Origin of the sequence: Paenibacillus sp. BIHB 4019 (assembly GCF_002741035.1) — a bacterium.
Lineage (GTDB): Bacteria > Bacillota > Bacilli > Paenibacillales > Paenibacillaceae > Pristimantibacillus.
On record NZ_CP016808.1, the window covers coordinates 948825 to 967912 of the forward strand.

Annotated in this window: 14 protein-coding genes; 3 read left to right on the plus strand and 11 right to left on the minus strand. The window is 52.2% G+C overall.

Going from position 1 to position 19088, the window contains the following annotated elements; all coding sequences use genetic code 11:
- Positions 1-326 precede the first annotated feature (326 nt).
- On the plus strand, positions 327-1604 hold the full coding sequence (locus BBD42_RS04110; protein ID WP_099517118.1) for a glycoside hydrolase family 18 protein: 1278 nt from the start codon (positions 327-329) through the stop codon (positions 1602-1604).
- A gap of 101 nt (positions 1605-1705) precedes the next feature.
- Here BBD42_RS04110 and BBD42_RS04115 read toward each other — a convergent pair whose 3' ends face one another.
- The 4 genes from BBD42_RS04115 to BBD42_RS04130 form a co-directional block, all read right to left on the minus strand.
- A complete protein-coding gene (locus tag BBD42_RS04115) occupies positions 1706-2197 on the minus strand; it encodes a GyrI-like domain-containing protein (RefSeq protein WP_099517119.1) in 492 nt (163 codons plus the stop codon).
- Positions 2198-2372: 175 nt separating this feature from the next.
- Positions 2373-4022 carry an MDR family MFS transporter gene (locus BBD42_RS04120; RefSeq protein WP_099517120.1) on the minus strand — a complete coding sequence of 550 codons (1650 nt, stop codon included), beginning with the start codon at positions 4020-4022 and terminating at the stop codon, positions 2373-2375.
- Between the two features lie 32 nt (positions 4023-4054).
- Positions 4055-4483 carry a MarR family winged helix-turn-helix transcriptional regulator gene (locus BBD42_RS04125; protein WP_056030685.1) on the minus strand — a complete coding sequence of 143 codons (429 nt, stop codon included), beginning with the start codon at positions 4481-4483 and terminating at the stop codon, positions 4055-4057.
- 273 nt (positions 4484-4756) lie between these two features.
- Positions 4757-5608 carry a sugar phosphate isomerase/epimerase family protein gene (locus BBD42_RS04130; protein ID WP_099517121.1) on the minus strand — a complete coding sequence of 284 codons (852 nt, stop codon included), beginning with the start codon at positions 5606-5608 and terminating at the stop codon, positions 4757-4759.
- Between the two features lie 246 nt (positions 5609-5854).
- Here BBD42_RS04130 and BBD42_RS32790 point away from each other — a divergent pair, with 246 nt between their 5' ends.
- Positions 5855-5908: a hypothetical protein gene (locus BBD42_RS32790; RefSeq protein WP_481855961.1), complete on the plus strand. Its 54-nt coding sequence runs from the start codon at positions 5855-5857 to the stop codon at positions 5906-5908.
- Between the two features lie 196 nt (positions 5909-6104).
- Here BBD42_RS32790 and glpK read toward each other — a convergent pair whose 3' ends face one another.
- The 5 genes from glpK to BBD42_RS04155 all read right to left on the minus strand — a co-directional run bounded on the left by glpK (position 6105) and on the right by BBD42_RS04155 (position 12749).
- Positions 6105-7610, minus strand: a complete 1506-nt coding sequence (gene glpK, locus BBD42_RS04135; protein ID WP_099517122.1) for a glycerol kinase GlpK — start codon at positions 7608-7610, stop codon at positions 6105-6107.
- A gap of 12 nt (positions 7611-7622) precedes the next feature.
- On the minus strand, positions 7623-8561 hold the full coding sequence (locus tag BBD42_RS04140) for a transketolase family protein (protein WP_099517123.1): 939 nt from the start codon (positions 8559-8561) through the stop codon (positions 7623-7625).
- Positions 8562-8564: 3 nt separating this feature from the next.
- Positions 8565-9410: a transketolase gene (locus tag BBD42_RS04145; protein ID WP_099521442.1), complete on the minus strand. Its 846-nt coding sequence runs from the start codon at positions 9408-9410 to the stop codon at positions 8565-8567.
- A gap of 64 nt (positions 9411-9474) precedes the next feature.
- Positions 9475-10908: an L-fucose/L-arabinose isomerase family protein gene (locus BBD42_RS04150; RefSeq protein ID WP_099517124.1), complete on the minus strand. Its 1434-nt coding sequence runs from the start codon at positions 10906-10908 to the stop codon at positions 9475-9477.
- 47 nt (positions 10909-10955) lie between these two features.
- Complete coding sequence (locus BBD42_RS04155; RefSeq protein WP_099517125.1) at positions 10956-12749, minus strand: DUF5605 domain-containing protein; 1794 nt, start codon at positions 12747-12749, stop codon at positions 10956-10958.
- A gap of 283 nt (positions 12750-13032) precedes the next feature.
- On the opposite strand from BBD42_RS04155, the gene BBD42_RS04160 reads away from it, so the two are divergent.
- On the plus strand, positions 13033-14073 hold the full coding sequence (locus tag BBD42_RS04160; RefSeq protein WP_172455382.1) for a LacI family DNA-binding transcriptional regulator: 1041 nt from the start codon (positions 13033-13035) through the stop codon (positions 14071-14073).
- Between the two features lie 673 nt (positions 14074-14746).
- Here BBD42_RS04160 and BBD42_RS04170 read toward each other — a convergent pair.
- Together BBD42_RS04170 and BBD42_RS04175 are read right to left on the minus strand one after the other, a co-directional pair.
- Positions 14747-16288, minus strand: a complete 1542-nt coding sequence (locus tag BBD42_RS04170; protein ID WP_172455383.1) for a GH35 family beta-galactosidase — start codon at positions 16286-16288, stop codon at positions 14747-14749.
- A 151-nt stretch (positions 16289-16439) separates the two neighbouring features.
- Complete coding sequence (locus BBD42_RS04175) at positions 16440-19079, minus strand: glycosyl hydrolase (protein ID WP_099517128.1); 2640 nt, start codon at positions 19077-19079, stop codon at positions 16440-16442.
- Positions 19080-19088 lie beyond the last annotated feature (9 nt).

Sequence of the window (19088 nt, forward strand, 5' to 3'; positions counted from 1 at the left end):
CCGATCGCCATTACCGTTGGATTTCTGTGAATTAGCCCCCATAGAGGGGGAAATCCAACGGTAAAAGCGAACGCTGCGCTTCTCCAGTTCAAGCCTTTCATTCCACTCCACCCCCTTCACCATACTTTTAAAACAAAACAAATCAGAAAAGCTACAATACTTCATGTAAGGCCCCCATATTTATTTTGGGGGCCTTTTTAAGTACAAGGGAAGAATAGCGAGTACCATACCACACAAGTCGAAAAAGCGAAGCCGAAGTCTTTTTTCATAGAACCCTCGAATATAAGTAGATAAAGAACTTATGCTTGGGGGAGGTTGGACACGACATGTTTATCCATACTATTAAAAAAGGCGATACGCTCTGGCAGCTCGGACAGCGCTTCGGCGTCAGCACAGATGCTATCGCCTCAGCAAATGGCATATCCGCTGATGCTCCACTCGTCATCGGCCAAGCAATCATTATTCCTTCAGAAGCCGGCAATCATAAAGTGCTTCCAGGAGAAAGCCTATGGTCGATTGGCCTGAAATACGGCGTTACCATCGAACAACTCATGAGCGCCAACGAGCTCAAAAACCCCGCCCTCATTAAGGCAGGCCAAATGCTCGTCATTCCGCAGCCAGAGAAGCCTATCATTGAAGTGAACTGCTATACGGAAAAATTCGGCGCAAACGGCGTAGCACTCGTACATGAAATTGGTGCCAATCTTACTTACCTAAGCCCGTTCAGCTATCGTATCCAGTTGGATGGTACACTCGTGCCGCTCGACGACAGCGCTATTATTGAAGCGGCCTTTCAAGAGAAAGCAGCACCAATGATGGTGCTGACCAACTTCGAGAACGGCACCTTCAGCAGCGATATTGCCCACGCCGTGCTGACGGATGCCGCCATTCAAAACGCGGTCATCACGAGCGTCTTATCTGTCATTCAGCAGAAGCGTTATATGGCGCTGAATGTAGACTTTGAATATGTACGGGCAGCAGACCGGGAAGCTTATAATGCTTTTTTGCAAAAGCTGGTGGATACGCTGCATCCCTATCACCTGCTCGTTTCTAGCTGCCTTGCCCCGAAGCAAAGCGCAGAGCAGAAAGGCACGTTATACGAGGGGCATGATTATGCCGCCCATGGCCGGATTGTTGATTTTGTTATTTTGATGACGTATGAATGGGGCTGGTCTGGCGGACCGCCACTCGCTGTCGCTCCTCTCAACGAAGTCGTTAAGGTGCTGAATTATGCGCTGTCCGTTATCCCCGCCTCCAAAATTGTTATGGGGATGCCGCTCTACGGCTATGACTGGACGCTGCCCTACGTGAAAGGCGGCAAATGGGCACCTACAGTTAATCCGCCCCAAGCCGTCGCCCGTGCCGCTAAATATGGGGCGACGATTCAATATGATCCGATAGCCGAGTCGCCTCATTATACTTATTATGATGAACAAGGCGCACAGCATACAGTGTGGTATGAGGACGCTCGCAGCGTACAAGCCAAATTCAATATTGTGAAAGCCTATAAGCTCAGAGGCGTCAGCTACTGGGTGCTTGGCGTACCCTTTCCCCAAAACTGGTACGTCCTGCAGCATAATTTCACCGTCCGCAAGCTCGTGTAAGAGTACGATTGCTGCCTTGCCAAAAAGCCCTCCGCTGCCGGAGGGCTCTCGCTTTTGGTTATGTCCATCGTTCGTTATATCATTCGCTTGTTATACACTGGCTATCCTTTCAACGCCACAAATATATCAATCTCGTTATCTAGGCTTTCCGGATGATATCGCTCGTCCCAAATCTCAAAATCATAATGCTGCGGCACATGTCCCGTCTCCTCCATCCACTCGCCATACAGATAGCCATACGAGCGGCTTAGCTCCGATTCGGGCCCCTTATGTGTATAGACCGCATATTTGCTTTCAGCAACCGTATGGCTTGCCATATGCAAGGGCACATCGCAAAGCTCGCTTACTTCGCAGCAGACGATATTAGTGAAGCGATCTGACTGGGGATTAAATTCAGCATCCATCGGATAAATTTGAATAAGAAGAATATGATCATTTTTCCTATGCACAATTTCTGCTTTTCTTTCAATTAAAGAATGATAGGTCTGCTTTCCCAGCCCCGATTCAAACTCTTGAACGCTGGCTTCCACTTTGTAACCTACGACATGAAAGAGCGGCAATGCTACGACCTCCGCCTTTCTTTTCTGCTTCATGCTGCATCCTCCATTCAACCATTTATGACTAAGCGGGAAATACGGCTATTTTACCATAAAAAAAAGCATCTCCTGCGCTCATCGGTTTGCCTGCTTCCGATGCCGCATTTGGAGATGCCTTTTTATTTTGCGAAATATACTGCTTTCGCTGAATGGACCCTATTCAACCAAACGATTATTCTGTCGGCTGACCGACAAGCTTGCCGCGCAGCTTGCTGTCCGTCTCAGCAGCCGTTGCTGCTTCCGGGGTTGCCGGCTGCGGTGCTGTATTCGAGGTGCGGAGCGGAATTTCTTTCAGGAAGAAAGTCAAAATGACCGCACCGACCAGAATAAGCGCACCTGTAAGAAATACGGTAGAAAGCGATGAAGCGAGCGCTTCACGAAGCATATCAACCATTTTTGTAAACAACGGTTGAAGATCTGCTGGCAAGCTTTGGTGCAGCTTCTCCAGCTCCGGCTGATTCGTCAGCATTTGCGGATTGGCAAATACGGCGAACTCTTGAGCCACTTTCGGATCAAGCTTGCTGAGGTCAACTGCTTCTCCAGACTGGGCAAGCTCGGTCAGATTGTTTTTCAAGCTGGTTGACAATACAGTTCCCATTACAGCAATACCGATGGTGCCGCCCATATTACGGAACAGCTGCATCGCAGCGGTAACCGCGCCAAGCTCCTTGAATGGAACTGCATTTTGAATCGCGAGCGAGAATACCGGCATCCCCAGACCGAGGCCTAAACCGAAAACGATCATGGCAAGAACCGCCATCCACACGCTGTTCATGAATACCATCAGCACCATACCTGCTACCATGAGCGGCATGCCGATTAAGGCGAATTTTTTGTATTTCCCTGATTTGCTGATCAATTGACCGCCAATCGCACTTGTAATAACCATCCCAATCGACATTGGCATCGTTACATATCCAGCGTAGGTTGGCGAAATCGCCAGCACGCCTTGCACGAAGAAGCTGAGGTAAATCAATGCGCCCATCATTCCAAAGTTCATCAGGAAGCCGATCACATTAGAGAGCGTCACAATGCCATTTTTGAAAAAATGAAGCGGCAGCACCGGGCTTTTCGCCTTGGATTCAACGAATACAAAAATGAGCGCCGATACGATCGTTGCTGCGAATAAACCGATCGTTTGGGCAGAGCCCCACGCATATTTCGTGCCTGCCCATGTAAAAGCAAGCAGCAGCGGCACAAGCGTTGTCGTCAGAAACAGCGAGCCCAAGTAGTCAATCGACTCGGATTGCTTGCGTTCCGTCTTCGGAAACAGCGTCAAAATCATAACGAAGGCGATAATGCCGATCGGCAGGAAAATCCAGAACACCCAATGCCAAGCCATGTGGTCTACAATGTAGCCACCGAACGTTGGCCCAATAACGCTGGAAAAACCAAAAACGGCTGTCATAATTCCGGTCCATTTGCCGCGTTCCCTTGGCGGGAACAAGTCGCCTACTGCGGTAAAGGCCGTTGCCATAATTATACCCGCGCCTACACCTTGAATCGCACGGTAGAAAATCATTTGGTAAACGTCAGTCGACGTCCCTGCAAGAAAAGCGCCGATGATAAAAAATAAAATACCAGCCAATATAAATGGCTTACGTCCGTAAATATCCGACAGCTTGCCGACAAGAACGGTCGCAATGGTTGAAGTGAGCATGTAAATCGAAATCGACCATGTATACAGCTCCATTCCGTGCAGCTCCGCAATAATTCTTGGCATCGCCGTACTGACGATGGTTTGGTTGATCGCTGCAAAAAACATAGCGAACATAATCGCCACCATAATGGTCAGCTTTCTCTTTTGTGATAAATGTTCCATAAATGAAATCTCTTCCTCTCATCCGGTGTGAATTAAGTATGAAATTGTACGCTTAGCTTTTTGAAAATCCGTTTTAAATGCGCGATGTCCTCTGGATCCAAACAGTCCAACATCATGCTCAGCGTCTCTTTTTGATCATCCGATATTTGGTCGAGTGTAGCTTTCCCTTTATCGGTAATATCGATGTATACGACACGGCGGTCTTCCTCATCCCGAACCCGATCAATGTTGCCGTCAGCAGACAGCTTATCAGCCAATCCCGTTATGGCGGCAGCGGAAATGCACATTTTCTCCGCCAGATCGGACACTCTTTGCTGGCCGCCCTGCTTGAGCCAATAAAGCAGCTTGAACTGGGACAACGACATATTCCCTTGCATCCGCTTGTTCCACTCTGTATTTGCATTTCTCATGATCAATTTGAACATAGTGGAGAGCTCGACGACGTCTTCCCTGCTTGGCATGTATTCACTCCTTTCTTGATTGCATTCATCGTAATTGCTTTCCTCGAACAATCATTCCAACGCTTAGCCATAAAGCGCAATTAATAAATATTTCATCACTAAACTATTTATCACTATAAATCTTTTCGCGAAATTAGTCAATGCTTTAGCCCCTTCGATTTTGGGTCCGCTGGCGATTCGCTTGGGCAAAATCAAAAAGAGCCGAAATCTGCAAACCAGATCACGGCTCTTCCTTTTTCAACTATGATAGCAGTCGCTTATATTTGCTGTGTTCTACAGCTCAGCCAACAGCTTAGTCAAAGCTTTATAGCTAATCTCAATGCTTTCCAGCTCGCCTTTGTTTGTTGCGTCCTGCTCTACTATGATGTATTTGGTGCTTGTATGCTTTTGGGCCGCCCGCAAAATGCCCGCAATATCCATCATGCCTTCTCCAATTTCGGTGAATGCATCCGGGCTGCCAATTGACATGAACGTTCCCATCGTCACAGGCTCATTTTCATCAAGCGTTTCAAAAAGGTTAACCGGGTTAACGCTCGCCGGCAAATCCTTCTGATGAATAAATTCGCAGCGGCTGCCCAGCTTCTCGATATAGCTTACAGCATCAACGCCGCCTCGCAGCGCCCAGTAGGTATCAAGCTCAAAGCCGACATTTTCAGGAGAAGTATGCTCCAAAATAATATCGAGCGCATAGCTTCCATTGAACTTCTGAAACTCATGGAAATGGTTATGATAAAGCAGGCTGATGCCCTGCTCGCGCATTTGGCTGCCATAGCGGTTCAGCTTCTCGCTGAAGGCAAGGACGTCCTCGTAATTGGTGAAAAATGAAATCGGAATAATCGCTTTCGTACTGCCCAGCTCTTTATTGAAGGCAATGACTTCAGCGATTTGCGCATCGTCCGAGACGAATATATGCGTGGCAATCACATTCAAGCCTGCTTGATCTACCATTTGCTTCAAATCAGCAGCTTTTAAATCGCCCAGCTTGAACAAATCCTGGCCTGTAAAATCGAGTGGAATTTCGATGTTTTTGTAGCCAATTTCCGCAATTTTATTTAAAGTGCCAGAGCGATCGCGCGCAAATTCAGTTTTGGCAGAAAACAGCTGCAATCCAATTTCCAATGTCATAAAGGTAATTCCCCTCTCGATATGAGCATAAAAGCGTTTACATTCTTTTTATACCTTAAAGCTTGTACCCGCGTCAATGTTGGCTATTTTGCGCTGCTAAAGCTTATTCTAAATATACATATCTATCCATTCAATCCATTGTCATGCTATAATTGCGAGGCAATAGAATAGGCTAAAAGGGTCGGTCGGCTACCTCCTTATAGAAGGGAGGGATGCCCTGTGACAGTGTTTGAAGCAATTATGTTGATGCTTACCTTCGGTACGCTTATCGTGATGCTGCTGTCCAATAAACGGAAATAGACCGCCCCCCTTGCACAGGAATGCGGTCTATCCGTCGTAGTCCTCTTGTTTGAAGCCTACCGCCCTTAAAAGCGGCTATTGCGCAGAGAGTCGTGTTGACGCACGGCTCTCTTTGCATTGTACGCATAATCTATAAGCATTATAACATGCTTCGTTGCCTAAAGTCATACAAAAAGTCGTCTAATTGTTGACTTAACTAGCCATCATGCAATACAGAGGCAACCGCTTGCTTCCAGCCTTTGTACAAGCGTTCTCTCTCTTCCTGCTTCATCGCAGGCGCATACGAGCGATAAGCGCTCTCCTTAGCGCCCAATAGCTGAACCAGTTGCTCCTCATTCGCCCAAAAACCTGTACCTACTCCGCCCATATAGGCAGAGCCCATTGCGGAAAGCTCCGCTACGCCGGATTTAGCGACGGTTTGCCCGAGCATATCCGCCTGGAACTGCATGAGCACGGCATTGTCCGACGCTCCGCCATCGGCCCGCAAACCTTTCAGAGCGATGCCGGTCTCCGCCTGCATCAGCTCGGCCGCATCGCGCACCTGATAGGCGATGCTTTCCAGGGCGGCGCGCACGATATGCGCCTTGCCCGTTCCCCGGCTCATGCCGGTAATCGCCGCCCGGGCATGCGGCTTCCAATAGGGCGCGCCCAGCCCAACGAAGGCTGGGACAAGATAGACGCCATCATTGTCTGGCGTCTCCTCAAGCAGCTGCGCAAGCTCGCTAAACGAGCTGAACAGCCCAAGATTATCCCGCACCCAGCGCATGCTGTCGCCGGAGGTGCGAATGACCGCTTCCAGCGCATAGGTCATTTTGCCGCTGAGCCCCCAAGCAATGGCGAGCACCAGCCCATTGCTGGAAGCGACTGGCTTGCTCCCCACATTCATCAGCACCGACGTCCCGGTGCCGTAGGTCGCCTTCGCCATGCCGGGCTCCAAGCACAGCTGCCCATAAAGCGCAGCTTGCGAATCGCCAACGACGCCCGCAATCGCCACGGGCTCAGCGAATAAATCCGAGTCGTTCGTGTAACCGAACCGCTCATCTGAGCATTTCACCTCGGGCAGCAGCGCAGGTGGAAGGCCGAACAGCGCACATAATTCCGCATCCCATTCCAGCGTATGAATATTAAACAGCGACGTTCGGCTCGCATTCGTATAGTCGGTCGCATGCACGTCCCCGCCCGTCAGCTTCCATAGCAGCCAGCTGTCGATCGTACCGACGAGCAGCCTGCCTGCTGCAAGCAGCTCCTTGGCGCCAGCGGCATGCTCCAGCAGCCAGCCCCATTTTGCCGCCGAGAAATACGGATCAAGCAGCAGGCCTGTCTTCGCCTGAACAAGCGGCTCCAAGCCATCTGCCTTTAGCGCATCGCAGCGCTCAGCAGTACGCTGGCACTGCCATACAATGGCGCGATGAACGGGCTCGCCCGTCTCCTTATCCCACATTACAGCGGTCTCCCGCTGATTCGTAATGGTAAGGGCCGCAAGCTCGCCCGCTGCTATGCCTGCCGCCTTCAGTGCTTCCTTCGCCGTCCGCTTCACCTGCTCATAAATTTCCAGCGGGTCATGCTCCACCCAGCCGGCTTGCGGATAATACTGCTTATGCTCCGCAGCACTGCGGGATACAACCTCGCCCGCGCGATTAATGACGAGCGCCTTCGTGCCGGACGTGCTTTGATCAATCGTCAGCAGATAGCTTTTGTCCATCGCCAAAGCCCTCTACTTTCTCAGCATGCCTAGAGCAACCGCTTTTATATTGCTGCTGCTAATGCCATAATGGTCAAACACTTCGGTCGATTTCCCAGCTATCGCCGGTTCATCTGGAATGCCCAAAATTCGCATCGGCACCGGATGCTGCTGCACGACCACCTCGGCAACCGCTGCTCCCAGCCCGCCATGAATGCTGTGCTCCTCAACGGTAATGATGCCGCCCGTTTCCTGCGCAGCCCGCACAATGGCTTCCTCGTCAAGCGGCTTGATCGTATGCATGTTCAGCACGCGTGCCGACACGCCTGCTTCCGCCAGCTCTGCCTGCGCGTCCAAGGCGATCCGTACCGTCTCTCCCGTCGCAATAATCGTAATATCGCTGCCTTCACGCATCGTCACTGCCTTGCCAATGACAAATTCGTAGTCATCCGACTCGTAGCTGTCTTCAACCGGATTGCGGCCGATACGGACGTACACGCCGCCCTCATGCACGGCAAGCGCTTCGGTCATCCGCTTCGTCTCATGTCGATCCGCCGGCAATATAATCGCCAGCCCCGGAATCGCCCGTGCCACAGCGATATCCTGCACCGAATGATGCGACATGCCGAGTGCGCCGTAGCTGATGCCGCCGCTAATGCCAACGAGCTTCACATTTGTGCCGGAATACGCGACATCGACTTTTATTTGTTCAATGCTGCGCATGCTCAGGAAGCAAGCCGGCGACGTTACGAATGGCTTTTTGCCGCTGTGGGCAAGGCCTGCCGAGATGCCGACAATATTTTGCTCCGCGATGCCTACCTCTACAAACTGCTCGGGATAAGCATTGGCGAAAGGCGCCATTGCCGCCGAGCCGCGCGAGTCGCTCGCCAGCACCATAATATCTTTGTCCTCCTGCGCCAGCGTCACCAGCGTCTCGCAAATGACTTGCCGATTCGGTATTTTATTCGCCATCGCTTATTGCACCTGCCCTTCCTGTGAGTAGCTGTTGATGACGGCTTCAAGCTCGGCTAGCGCCTTTGCCAGCTCCTCATCGTTAGGCACATGATGATGCCAATGCGGAACATTTTCAGCAAATGACACTCCTTTGCCCTTCACCGTATTCGCCATAACGAGCGTAGGTTTGCCAGCCACAGCCGGGGCAGACTCGAAAGCTTCTACAAGCGCGTCTATATCATTGCCATCGATGGAGACGACATGCCAGCCGAAAGCGGCCCATTTTTCCTCCAATGGCTCCAGTCCCATAACCTCTTCCGTCGAGCCGCTAATTTGCAGCCGGTTGCGGTCAATAATGCCAACCAAATTGTCGAGCTTGTAATGAGCGCCAGCCATCGCCGCTTCCCAGACCGAGCCTTCCGCCTGCTCGCCGTCGCCCATTAGGCAAAATACGCGGCTCGCTCTCGCATCCTTCTTCGCAGCAAGCGCCATGCCTACCGAAATCGCCAGCCCGTGCCCTAGCGCGCCTGTATTCATCTCAATGCCTGGCACTTTATTGTTCGGATGGCCGATAAGCCTCGTTCCAAATTGGCTGAACGTCGCAAGCTCCTCCTTCGGGAAAAAACCGCGGTCAGCCAAAATGCACCATAACGATTCGACAGAATGCCCTTTGCTTGCAATAAAACGGTCGCGCTCCTGCCATTTTGGTTGGGCCGGATCAATCGTCATAATTTTATAATATAAGGCCGTTAAAATATCCGTATTGCTCAATGAACCGCCCGTATGTCCCGTCTTTGCGCCATGAATCATGCGCAGCAAATCCATCCGGATTTGTGCTGCCTTGCTTTTGAGCTCCATGCTGCTCATGCTTGCATTGCTCCCCATCGCTAGCCCTCCTCGTTGTTTTCCTCCGCGTTGCCTTCTATCCCGATTACAAGCCTGAACCGCGCAGCCATGCCTGAATTTCCCGCTCTGTCGGATCAACTGCGTCTGGCTTCAAGCCAGGAATATATTGGCACGCTTCATACAGCGCCGGAATCGCATTGGCGTGAATGCCGACGGAGTGGTGAACGTAAGGGCCTTTAACCAGCTTTTCTTCCCATAGCGGCCAATCATTAACCTCAACCCATACATACGAACCGCGCGTATATGGCCCCTGAATCCCGCGGGCTTTGCCCAAAAACAGCTGGTATTCGCCGTGGTCGCCGTCAAAGCGGGCCAGCGTCATGCCGCCGCCTTTAATCTCTCCTTCATGCGTTCCCGGCGCATGATCGTCAAACAGAAAATGCTTGCGCAGCTTTGGCTTGTTCTCGACAGTCAAGGAAACCGGGAAGTTGCCGCAATGGAAAAGCAGCTCGCCATTGGCGTTTTCCGGGTGGCGCACAGTCAAATCCGCGAAGAAGGTTGGATGCTGATTCATCGTCGCAGCTTGCACCATGACTGACGTAATAGCGCCGTGAATATCTGTCTCACAGGTAACCGGAATTTGCTCATCGGTGAGGATTGCATTGGCTAGGCAAGGCATAATGCCCATCGCATCCTGAAGCGAAGACCAGCATTGGATTGCAATCGCTGTGCTGCCTGTCTGCACCGCATATTGCTTCATCGCTACCTTAAGCGCAGCTATACGGCGCACATCGGCTTCCGTCACTTCCGACCAGTCGAGCTTTGCTTTAATATAGTCTATTGCTTGCGCCAGCTCGGAGCTATTGCCTTTCTCAATGCGCTGCGAAGCGCGCTGAATATCGACGAGCGTAATCGGATGAATCTCAATGCCGAACCGCTCAAGCAGCTCGCCTTCATTGCACATCATCGTCCAAAAGGAAGCCGGGCGCGGCCCGATTTGCAAAATTCTTAAGCTGCGAAATTGGCGGACCACATTGGCTGCGGCGATAAAGTTCGTGAACCCGCGCTCAAACACCGGATCATCGACTCGGGTGTTCGTCACATAGGTGAACGGCACATTGAAGCGGCGCAGCACCTTGCCGGAAGCGAATAGTCCGCACTGCGTATCGCGCAGGCGCATGCCGTCCTCAAGCGGCGACTCATCGCGCGGGCCCCACAGCAGCACCGGCTTGCCGAGCGCCTTGCCTACGCGGGCAACGGTGTCCTCCGTGCCGAAGTTGCAATGCGGGAAAAAAACCGCATCGACATTTTCACGCCGGAAATGCTCCGCAATCTCCTCCGCATTAATATGATCATCATAGAGCAGCCCTTCGCTGTTGAGACCCTCCAGATCGACAATGTCAATATCCATGCCGAAGCTTTCGATTTTTTCCTTAATGAGCACCTTATATCGAAACGCATCCTCTGCACTAAAAACAAACCGCCTTGTTGGCGCGTAGCCAAGCTTCAACTTTTTCACCGCTGACTCCCCCTTGTTGACTCATAATGAACGATTAGGCCAAGCTATTATCCATTCGTATTTGCACGCTGCATTCGAATCGCCATATAGGGCCTGCCCGGCAGCTCAATGCGAAACGTTCCTTCATAAATACCAGCCTGCTTGGTCACCGTCATGTTCCACGTATCCAGCACTTCCACCTCATACGCGATGCCCGGCTTCATCGTAAAGTTCCGATAGCGCGGCTGATTGAAGCCGTAATAAAACAAATAATAAGTGTCGGCAATGCCAGCCGATGGTGCGTCCCACTCGGATCGCAATGGATTTAGGCCATGCTCCGGCCCTTCCTCCAGCACTTTTCTTAGAAAGGCAATACGCTCTGGGCTTGTGCCATGCAGCTTGCCGCCCTTCGACCACCACAAAATGTCCTCCGGGTGCAAATAGGTCTCTCCATGGCCGACATAGCCGCCGCGAACCGCACCTTCCCAGAAGCGGCGCACCATTTCTTCGCCCGAAATATTGCCCCAGCCCATATCGATATCGCCTTCATAGGCACATTCGTCAATGACGATCGGCTTATTCCAGTCCTTGCGCCACTGGTCGGTGTTCTCCGCCGTCCGGTACACATCTACTCGCTGAACGCTGCAATGCGTCACCCAAGCCCGGGTATAGTCATAAAAACCGAAGCAATTATGGATGGAAATGAGATGCCCGTAAGGATCATTATCCGTAACGATCTGGGCAAAACGCTCCCAGTCCGGCTCCTCCTTCGCCCACATCAGGTCATATTCATTGGCGAGCGACCACCAGACGTTGCGGTAAGCCGCCAAACGCGCTGTAATGTAGCGCAGGTAGCGGTCATCTGCCGCTTTCGACATTTCGGAGAAGCCCCAGCGATCATATGCATGGAACAAAATCAAATCCGCCTCGATGCCCAGCTTCCCTAAATCAGCGATCCGCTGTTCCAAATGGCGGAAATACGCCGGATTAAAGCGCGTGAAATCCCATTGCCCATCTGCCAAGCGCTCATACGGATAAAGCGGCGGTTCATTATCATTAAATAGGTAGGCTTTAGGGAATACGCACATCCGCAGCTTGTTGAACGGCGTCTGCGCGAGCGTGGCGAGCGTCTGCTCCTCAAGCTCCTGCCCTTGATGCGTCCACGCATAACAGGTCGTTCCTACAGGCAAATAACGGCTGCCATCCTCGTAGGAAAAATGATACGTATCCGCCACCCGCACCGGACCGTGGTTACCGGCTTCGGCCCCGCGGCAGGCGAAGCTGCCGGCAATGCCGTTCATGGCGCGGACGCTGCTGCTCGTGCGGTAGCGCCACTCGCCTTCGGCATCGGGCATGAAGCGCACGCGATAGATGCCGTCTCCGTCGTAGAAGCCTTGTACAGTCAGGCTTCTATCGCCTTGGCTGAACACGGCGCTGAGAGCCGCGTCCGTGAAGGGATTGCCATGAGCAGGGCCATGAAGCTCCAGCTCATAAACGTCCCAGCGTGCGGCTTCGCCCTGCGCGAGCAGCTTCGCCGATCCCTCAGCCTCTAGCGGTGCGTCGTTCGGCAGCTGAGCTGCTGAAGCTTCCTTGCTCACCGGATCTAAAGCAGAAGCAGCCTCCTGCGCCGTTACATCCTCTATCACATATTCAATGCCAGCAAGCTCAGCCAGCACTTCCGCCACCCATTCCGGTGAGCGCATTAACGCTTGGTTTGAGGTTGCGAAGCGCGGCAGCGTGTTCATTTTTATAAAAGAAAGATAAGGCGAATGCGCAAGCTCAGGAGCATGCTTCAGCAAAACCTTCCGTCCCTCAGGGCTCGCCCAAATGTATCCGATCTTCGTTTCCTCACTAAAAATCATCCTCGCATCCTCCTATTGGCTGCTGCTTCTAGCCTATTATAAGTTTAGCGAAACAAACTAAACTAAAATGAAACTTGTGATGGACTTTTCCTGCATTCCTATTCCCAATTTAGCAGCAAAGCAGCGACTAGTCAATAAGTTTATATAAATAAAACGCTTTAATTTAGTGTATTAACTAAATTATTTAGCTAAACTACGAATGTCCATTGCTTTTAATGTCCGCTGGATATACACTAAACTTACTAAACAAACGGTTTGAAGCTCGAAGGGAGAATCACTTATTGTGAAAATGGAAGACATCGCCGCCCTTGCTGGCGTTTCGAAATCAGCAGTTTCGCTTGCCTTCAGCGGCAAGCCGGGAATCGGACAAGAAACCCGCGAGCGCATTTTGCAGGTTGCCAAGGACAATGGCTATCTGCCTAAAACACGAGCCGCACAGCCGGAAGCCGCCAGCAAAACGCTGACCTTTCTCGTTTTAGCCAACTCCGGCATCGTGCTGGAGCAATATTATCAGCAGCCTTTTTTCCGCGAGCTCATTCATTACATAGAGGTACGCTGCCGGGCCAAGGGCTATTCGCTGCTGTTTACGTCGATTGACGTCAACGCTTTTTCCAGTGACAGCCATGCCTTGGCGGAGGATATCCGCAGCGATGGCGTCATTTTGCTCGGCACGAACCTCGATAGAGAGCAAATCGCCAGTTTGGCTGAACGCTTGCCCGCGCAGCTCGTCGTGCTTGATACTTGCTTTGAGACGCTTCCCGTCCATTTCATTACGATCAACAATGTGATGGGCGGTTATCAGGCGGGAGAGCATCTATGCCAGCTTGGCCACGAACATATCGGTTATTTGGCATCCAATGTGCGAATCAGCAATTTTGATGATCGGCGCAAAGGATTCATGTCCGCGTTAGAGGAGCGGGGGCTGTCGATCGACGAGAAAGACATTTTTTCCGTCGCCCCGACGATAACCTCATTCCAGGAGGAGCTGAAAAATCAGCTCGCCGCCTATCAAGCGGCCGGGAGCCAGCTGCCAACCGCCTTTTTCTGTGAATGCGACTACATCGCGATCAGCGCCATTAAGACGCTGACTGACCTTGGGTTCCGCGTTCCCGAGGACACCTCTGTCGTTGGCTTCGACAACATTTCTGAGGCGCGCATTGTTTCGCCAGAGCTCACGACCGTACATGTTGAAAAAGAGCGCATGGCCCATCTAGCCGTCGATTTAGCCATTGAAGCGATCGAACAGGACCATGCGGTCAAAACTAAAATTGCCGTCGACACGCAATTTATCGTCCGCCATTCATCCAGCGCGCCATCCTATTGATGACGAATAGCCCTTCCAGGAACGCGTTGAGCGAAAGCCAGGAGGGCTATTTTTTTATATTATTTTGCAAATGCATGATTATGCAGCTTGTTTAGTTCAACCGAGGTGTGTATGCAAAACTTAGTCTGCTTAATGCTGCAAGCTAGAGCCTACTGAGGTCAATCTCATCCCACGATTCATGGTGTGGAGACGCAGCCTACGATTGATGCTGAGCTCGCGCAGTTCGGGTCGGCACGCTCAGACCTTTTTGTGAGGACTCAGGTTCCGCTATTCAGGCTATTGACCCGATTTCAGGCTCTACGCGGACAGGAAATCCGTTATTGCCCTCATTTTGCCGTCAAAATGGCTATTTCAAGCGCATTAGCTGCTCCTGAGTCCGCAAACGGTGCCATACCCTGGATTCTGTTGAAATAGCGGCTGCTGTGTCCGCCAAGCCACTCTTCACGCACGATGTGAATCCCTGAAACAAAAAGAACGAAGCTATCTCTCGGCACGTATGCTCGCACTGATAAAGTCAACGAAGCTATCTCTCGGCACATATGCCCGCACTGATGAGGAGAATGCTGCTATCTTGCAGTACGTATGCTCGCATTGTTGAGGAGCAGCACTCCCGGTAGTACGTTTGCATAGATGCCCTAGGTACAGCGACGATTTTGTTTGTACATATCAAGCCTTATTTGTACGTATACGCCTCAATATATAGCGCCGAGGCATAATCGCCTACCGCAATGCGATACGCAGACTCGTCGCCGTTCAGCACTCTGCCCCGCACCCACTCATTTTGCTCGAATGCTCCTTCCTCCACACGGATCAAGCCGACCTTCGCGCGCTCGCCCTGTTTGGGCAGAAGCTCCACCGAAAAACCGATCCCCGCGAAAATAAAACGATCCTCGGACAGCTCAATAACGAGCCCGCCTGCTGGAGGCGTTCCTTCTGCCGGCCGTTTGTAGGACAGCTTCACATCGTAGCGGGAAAAGGGAAGGATGCAGCCGCCATCGTTTTGCTGGAGAAAGCCGGTCATTTTTCCTGTGCCGCGATTTTGCTGAATCAGCCCGAGCATGCCGCCAAGCAGCTTGTAGCTTTGGGCAAGATAAGGCCCTGTCCCATTCACGACAAAACCGGAAAAATCAATATTCAGCGCCATCATAATGCTGAAATCTGGCCCGCCGCTTGCAGCTTCCTCAGGAAAAAAGCCTTCTACGCCGAACGGCGCAAAGCCTAGTGCATCGTGCTTGCCCATAGCGTAAAACACATTGGCTGCTGAGGAAACATCGCGCCGCGCTTCAGGGATGAACAGCGGATTGCCTTCCTGCGTGTACTCTTGGCATACGTCCGCGAAGCTGGACAAATAAATATCCGGTGCGTATAGGCAAAGGGTCGGTGCCGCAAGCTTCCACATTTTCATCACCTTGGCGACTGGCCCGCCGCTCGGATACGTGCCTGCCCGCCATGGATATTGCTCCAGCCACGCATTGACGAACATCGGCAGCGGATATGATTCACTGCCTGCGCTCGCAATGCGTTCAACCGCAAGCGCGTAGTGGTACGCCATGAACCATTCGCCTGCATCAGCTCCAAAAGCCTGCTCCCAGCTGCCCTGCACGCCATAGGCCTCAGCTAGCTGAGTAGGCACAGCCGCTTCAAATCCAGCGTTCGCCGCTGCTGAATAATCACGCTCACTGCCTAGCAAGCCGATTTCATTTTCCACCTGCATCATGATCACGGTGTGGGTTCCCTCATCAAACGCTTTAAGAAACGCCATCAGGCGCTTGAAAGCTGCCGCATCAGCCGTTACCGCCGCTTCGGACAGCGGAGAAATCGTATCCGAGGGCGAACCATCGGCATAACAGGCACGGAAATACGTTATATAATCCCGTTTTACCCAGCTCGGCACATAGCTGGACTTGCCATTTTTCCATAAGCCAAACCAAAGGAGCACTAAGTGAATCTTTTCCGCACGAGCCTGCTCAATTAACCCCTCAACAAGCGAAAAATCAAACGTGCCCTGCTCTGGCTCGATTAATTCCCAATAGACCGGGGCAATAATTGTATTTAAATTCAGCTTGCGAACTTCCGGCCACACTTTCTCCTGCATATAGGCAGGATTAGAAGCGCTGGAATTATGAATTTCCCCGCCAAGCGCAAGGTAAGGCTCACCATTTACATACAAAGTGGATGTTCCATTCTCGCTCACTAAATGAGGGATCTGCTCCATCGTGTCTAGCTCCTTTCGATTCAACCATCTAAGCATAGAAGCGCGGCGAAAAAGGAGCCTTACTCCATCGTTTTCACCACGCTTCGATTTACAGCTTTACAAAATTCGCTGCTACCTTAGCTCTTAGTCCTTAGTCCTTAGTCCGTACCCCTTAGACCTTCGGCGTTACAAGCAGCTGCACGGGTCCAATCAGCCCACCCGGCTCCTGCTGCATAAAACGCGAGAAGAAATCCTTCTGCTGCTTGCCCAGCGTATTGGTCACTTCAATGACAAGCTGGTTCGTTCCCGGCTTGATGGCCACTCCAGCTGCAAAGCGATAAGGCGGGGCAATCGCCGTACCCAGCTTCACGCCATTCACCGTTGCCTCGGCCGTCTCAAACGCCGCACCTAAATCCAAGTACAACGGCTCGCCCTCGCCATCCCAATCGAATGCAAGCTCATAACGAATCGTTCCGGTGAAATCCGGCAGAAGGTGCGGGCCGTTGATATTTTCCAGCTCGCTCAGCTTGCCGTAGCTTTCAAATACCGGATACTGCAGCGAACCGGAGGTTGAAACCGTCCATTCGCCAGAAAGCTCTACCGGCACACATGCTGTATAATTGGGCAGCGCCTGTACCGTAGCTTGCGGCAGCTCTTCGCCAGACAGCACGATCAAAGTCTCGTAAGCACTCAGCCTAATTCTCAGGCGGTTCACACCAGCTATATGTTCCACATTCGCATCGCTCAGTTGATTGTCAAAGGCGTTATAAACCATCATCCGCGCAGAAGTCTGAAAGCTGACAACCGTATCCACGACCTCATAAGGATGCTCGTTGAAAAAGAAATATACATCGCTGTCCTGATGCCCATAATGGTAATAACGCAAATACGGCGCGGCATCTGCCGTTTCAATATCGTACAAACCTTCATGGCGCAGCGTCGCCGCCAGGTCTGCAAGCGGAACAATTGCTGCGTGCTCCAGCGCTTTCAGACGCTTAAGCTCCGCCGCTTCTCCGCCGCCCTCAATAGTCCGGGCAGGCAGCCCCTCTACAAACAGCACCTTCAGCCCTGCTTCCGCCAGCGCTGCCAGCTGCTCCACGAGCAGTGCCGGCAGCGCTTCAGCATAAGGCACGATGAGGCATTGATACGCCTCATTTCCCACAAGCAGCTCGCCGCCCTTCACCGCGTGCGCTCCTGCTGCCAGAACATCAAACGGAATGACATCGCAATCGATTTGCGCCTGCATCAGCGCCTTAATCGGCTTCTGGATCAGCATCGCCTCAGCGCCTGACCACTCCGCATCCGCATGGTACAGCACCGCCGCCGTCGCATAATGGCGTCCTCCGTTCAGCAAATGGCTGATGCGGTTCGTATAATCATTCAGCTGGCGATAATACCGATATTGCGGATTTTCGCCGCGGGCATATAGATGAGGCGGGCAATCGGCATCCGGGAACTGTTTTTGCGAAAAAGCATGAGGCACGAAATAGTTAATGCCGCGAACGAGCATATGGTCGGTCAGCCATTTCATCAGCTTGAGGCCTTCGCTCCAGCCATAGGCGCCGAATACTTCGCACATCGCCCGGCCCTTTTTCTTCGGATCGATATGCGCCAGTGAAGAACCAAGCTTCGCTAGAGCATAATGAAAAAACTCGCTGTCCGTTTCTCCGGCAATCCATGTAAACGGCACCTCGTCAAAGCCCGGCATAATTTGATGCAGTACAACGTCGATGCCTGCCATATCCTGGCCCCACATCGAGCGGAAGAAATGTCCCGGCCCGCAGCCCAGCCGCGCATGCACATTGTTATCCTCAATGATATGTCCGATATACTCGACGCCGCGCTCGCGGCACCAGTCGCCCAGCTTGCCGCTGAAGTGCTCGGCATACAGCTTGCTGACCGTATTCATGAACGTATAGCGCAGCGCCTCCGTCTGCTCGCCGCCCTCGTACCAAAGCAGCGGAAGCAGTGCCGCGACAGGCTGTCCGAACTCGGCGGACAGCAGCTCCAGCATGTCGTGGCGCCACGGCAGCACGATGCCCTTTTTGCCTAATCGGGAATTGAAGTCAAACGTCGTTTTATCGTTATAGAAGCCCGGCTCATCGGAGAAAAAACCTGCCAGCGTCTGGCCAAAGTCATCCCGATACCGCTCGTAATAACCCTCATAAATCGCGTCGATCAACACTTGCGTTGACTCCGGGACAATCGGATTAATATAGTTCCGCTTCGCTTCCTCCGCGCCTTCCGCCGTCTCAATCAGGACGAAAATGCGCCAGAAGCCTTCGGGAATATTCCAGTAAAGCACATTATTTTGCACGCTGGACGTCAGCTCGATAAATTCGCTAAGCTGCTCAGCAGCATTAATATCCTGCTTCCTTTCACGCTTGACTGCTGCAACCGCAACCAGCTTATCGGCCGGCTGGAGCAGCGTATTAAGCAGGAAGGAGGCTTGCGGAGCTGGGCCGACAGCATCGATATGCCGCTCCGCTACATACGTTCTGCGCAGCTCAGCCGGAGCTTCCTTCAGCTTGCCTGCTGCATGTCCCGTCGGAAAATGGTCGTCATCGAAAAACCACACCTTCATGCCGCGGCTGCGCGCCTCGTCCATAATGATATCGATATCCCGCCACCAGCCGGGACCAAGCATATCTGGATGCGGGCGGGATTCCACGATGACCGCCTTAATGCCTGAAGCATATATGCGCTCCATTTCCTCGCGGATCTGCCCTTCCTCCTCGCCGCGCTGCCACAGAAGAGGCATAATGTAGTTTTCTTCCTCTCCTGCAAGCACACGCCGTAAACGTTCCGCCATCGCCGTCGT